This window comes from Methylibium sp., from assembly GCF_013817365.1.
Taxonomy (GTDB): Bacteria; Pseudomonadota; Gammaproteobacteria; order Burkholderiales; family Burkholderiaceae_C; genus Methylibium.
Genome location: NZ_JACDCU010000427.1, coordinates 1 through 3,387, shown reverse-complemented (window position 1 = coordinate 3,387; position 3,387 = coordinate 1). Strand labels below are relative to the sequence as shown.

The following is a 3,387-nucleotide window of genomic DNA, read 5'->3' as shown; positions in this document are numbered from 1 at the left end:
ATCTACAACCTGATCCGCGGCACCAATCCCGCCCCCGGTGCCTGGACCACGCTGGACGGCAAGAAGGTGCAGATCTTCGATGCACGCAAGCACCTGTTCCGCCGGTTCGCCGATGTAGCGGGAAAGACCGGTGAAGTGGCCGAAGTCACCGAGGGCAGCTTCAAAGTGACGGCACAAGGTGGCGTGATCGAAGTCTTGCGAGCGCGTGGCGAGGACGGCAAGAAGTTGGCTGGCGGCGATTTCGCTCGCACGAATGGATTGGCCAAAGGGACGTTGCTCGGCGGCTGAAACGACGCTCCGCACGGGAGCGGACGAGGCAGCGCACCTACAACTTACTTGAGATTCACCGTTCAAGCGATTGAGTCAGTTAATGTTTTCAGACAAACGCCACATACGGCTTGAATGCGAGGCGGTTTATTTGGGCACGGAAACAGAACTTCGTGGTCCTTCAGTCAGGACGAGACGAACGGCCGACGCAAGGCTAAAGGGTGCACGGGACACTCTGATAAAACCGCGCTAATGTATATTATGTAAACTGTTAGAGCGTTTCGCTGATCTTCGGTGCTTCGTCTTATCGGGCGCTCCGGCATTCACATTTCTGCGTCAGGCCTGAAGAAATTTCCCGGCGACGTCCGGCTGAACCGCAGCAATTGCCCAGACACCGGGCTGTCGACTACCGCAGAATCTCGCGGCCGTCCCCGCGGCGTGCTTGCGTCCCGGTCGACTCTCCATGCCCAACGACATTGCGTTTCTGCTTTTGGCTCTGACCGTCAGCCTTGTCACCATGGCGGCCGCGCTGCCCGCGGTGATGGGCAACGTCAATGCGGCGGCGCGACGGGCGCAGGCAGGGGTCGGTTTGCAGGCGCTCGGATGGGTGCTGCTGCTCCTTTCCGGCTGGGTGGAAAGCGGTGCCTGGCAAGACCGTCTTTTTTCCTCGCTGTCGATGGCCTGTCTTGCCGGAGGGCTCGCGCTGCTCGCGGGTGCCTTCGACCTGTGGTGTGGTCGCCCTGCCCTGGACCGAATTCCAACGCTCATCGCCGTTGTGCTGCCGGTCGGTTATGCGCTCGGCTTTTCGAACTATCCCTTCAGGGTCGGGTGGGCGAACGGCTTGCTTGCACTTCAGATGGCGATGGTCGCTGCGTCCCTTGCGCGCACGCCGGCCGTGCCCGTCGGCAGATGGCGCTGGCTCCTCGTCGTGAGTCTCCTCGCACAAATGGTGGTCACGGCCTGGCGAGGCTTGCTGGGTGCGTTCTTCACCGAGTCGTATCCGAGCTTTCTGTCGCCGCACCCCGTGAACTATGCGTTTGCGGTGGTTGCAAACGCGACCAGCGTGCTGTCGCTCGTGGGCATCTTGCTCGCGCACCGTGACGAAGCCGCTCTCGCGCTCGAGCGTCTGGCTTCCCTGGACGGCCTGACCGGCGTGTTCAATCGGCGGGCCTGGCTTGCCAAGGCGAATGTCGAGCTGGCCGTCAGCGTGCGCTACGACCATCCGCTGGCCGTCGTGATGATCGACCTGGACCACTTCAAACAGATCAACGACAAGCTCGGCCACGAGGCTGGCGACCGTGCACTTCGACTCGTCGCCAGCTTGCTGCTGGCCACTGCCCGCACGGGCGATGTCGTGGGCCGCTACGGCGGCGAAGAGTTCTGCGTGTTGATGAACCACGCCGACAGTGCTGCCGCGAACGCTTTCGACCGGCGCTTGCGCGAGCGCTTGACCGACGCCGCCTCGCGTGAACTCGGTTTTGCGTTGAGCTACAGCGCCGGCATCGCCATGCGCACCGCGTTCGACGACAGCGTGCAGGCGATGCTCGCACGCGCAGACGCGACGCTGTACCGGGCCAAGGCTCAAGGTCGCGCTCGCACTTTCACCTTGGACGAGACGGGCCTGCGGTTGCATGCCATGGAGACCCCTTCGGCATGTTGAAGTGACTTGGCAGCGGATGATGCGGGCCAACCGGGCCAACCGGGCCAACCGGGCGCGCCGGCAACGAGCCGCGTCTTCGAACGTGTTGGCACCCCCAGGAGACGACATGAGCCAGTACCCGATTGCCGTGATGGTCGGCAGCCTCCGGCACGATTCCTTCAACCGCAAGCTGGCCACGGCCATCGCAAAGCTGGCGCCTTCGGAATTTTCGTTCGAGCAATTGCGGATCGATGACCTGCCCCTCTACGACCAAGACGACGACGCGCATCCGGCCGAGTCGGTCAAGCGACTAAAAAGCGACATCGAGGCGGCCCGCGGCGTCTTGTTCGTGACGGCCGAATACAACCGCTCTATCCCGGGTGTGCTCAAGAACGCGATCGATCATGCTTCGCGTCCGTATGGGCAAAGCGCGTGGGCGGGCAAGCCAGCCGGCGTGCTGGGGGTTTCGGTCGGCGCGATCGGCACGGCAGTGGCACAGCAGCACTTGCGCACCATCCTCGCCTACCTCGACATGCCGACCCTCGGCCAGCCGGAAGCCTTCCTCCAGGCCAAGGAGGGCTTGTTCGACCCGGACGGGAACGTCGGCGCGGACAGCCGCGAGTTCCTGCAGGATTGGATGAACCGCTATGTCGCCTGGGTCAAGGCGCACTCGGCTTGAAAAGGCTCCTGCATTGCCCGGCGCGCACGAGAGAGCGGCGACACCTGATTTACTAGACGGGCGCTCGAACCGCCTGGCGTTCGGCAGCGCTGCTCATCACTTCTGCGGAGCCACTGCGCAGCTTCTCCCAATACGACACCGCACGCGCGACCCAGTCGCGGAAATGGCGGTCTTGCGGCGCGTAGAACGGGATGCCACGGGCGGTGAAGTTCTCGACTTCTTTGGCGAACGCCCGAGACGGCACAGCGTGGCCGCCCTTGAGCTCGAGCTCGATCGTGTGCAGTGCCATGGCGCGTTGCATCGGATCCGCCGCCATCAGTTGTGCTCGCAGCGCCGTGGTGTCCGGGCCGCCGGTTTCAGCCTTCATCGTTTCTCCAGTAAGGGCAGCAGCAAAGCCGGCCCTCCTGAAATGTCGGTGCGAGTGCGGCCGGGCTTGAGGGTCGGCGCAGCCGCCCTGCACTGCCGAAGCCCAGCCTGTGCATATCTGCGCACCCGCCGGTCGTTGGCGTTGGCGCTTCGCAACGTCGGTGGCCGCCCCGCTGCCCAGGCGCAACCCCCGCCGTCGCGTCGACAGACCCTCAGTTCGGTACAAGCTGGAGCACCCGCCCCGGCTTGCCGTCGCCCCACACCGGCAAGTACTCGCCGCCTGCCCAGCGCTCGACAAAGCTGCGGTAGTGGCCACTGAAAGCCAGACCGCTCTGCCCGCTCGAGTGGATGAACCGGGACTTGGCCCGATCACCCAGGTCGTAGAGCGCGCGCAGGCTCGGGCCGTGCTCGTCGAGATAGAGCTCGCCGGTGACGG

4 protein-coding genes and 1 pseudogene are annotated in these 3,387 nt (G+C 64.2%); 3 read left to right on the top strand and 2 right to left on the bottom strand.

Going from position 1 to position 3,387, the window contains the following annotated elements:
* From H0W38_RS19065 to H0W38_RS19055, 3 genes and pseudogenes are all read left to right on the top strand, one after another.
* Positions 1–288, top strand: a pseudogene (locus H0W38_RS19065) (methionyl-tRNA formyltransferase); the annotation flags it as partial.
* A 442-nt stretch (positions 289–730) separates the two neighbouring features.
* The gene (locus tag H0W38_RS19060) at positions 731–1,927 is read left to right on the top strand and encodes a GGDEF domain-containing protein (RefSeq protein ID WP_292457121.1); all 1,197 of its coding nucleotides are present in this window, start codon (positions 731–733) and stop codon (positions 1,925–1,927) included.
* A gap of 106 nt (positions 1,928–2,033) precedes the next feature.
* Positions 2,034–2,585 (top strand): NADPH-dependent FMN reductase, encoded by a 552-nt coding sequence (locus tag H0W38_RS19055; protein ID WP_292457118.1) that lies wholly within the window; start codon positions 2,034–2,036, stop codon positions 2,583–2,585.
* A gap of 52 nt (positions 2,586–2,637) precedes the next feature.
* On the opposite strand, the gene H0W38_RS19050 is transcribed toward H0W38_RS19055, so the two are convergent.
* A complete protein-coding gene (locus H0W38_RS19050) occupies positions 2,638–2,952 on the bottom strand; it encodes a hypothetical protein (RefSeq protein ID WP_292457116.1) in 315 nt (104 codons plus the stop codon).
* A 211-nt stretch (positions 2,953–3,163) separates the two neighbouring features.
* Positions 3,164–3,387 (bottom strand): penicillin acylase family protein (locus H0W38_RS19045; RefSeq protein ID WP_292457114.1); only part of this gene is annotated, 224 nt, incomplete at its 5' end.

Excerpts from the sequence above, each read along its gene's own strand:
- H0W38_RS19055 (WP_292457118.1), top strand. The coding sequence starts at position 2,034 with ATGAGCCAGTACCCGATTGCCGTGATGGTCGGCAGCCTCCGGCACGAT.
- H0W38_RS19060 (WP_292457121.1), top strand. The coding sequence starts at position 731 with ATGCCCAACGACATTGCGTTTCTGCTTTTGGCTCTGACCGTCAGCCTT.
- H0W38_RS19050 (WP_292457116.1), bottom strand. The coding sequence starts at position 2,952 with ATGAAGGCTGAAACCGGCGGCCCGGACACCACGGCGCTGCGAGCACAA.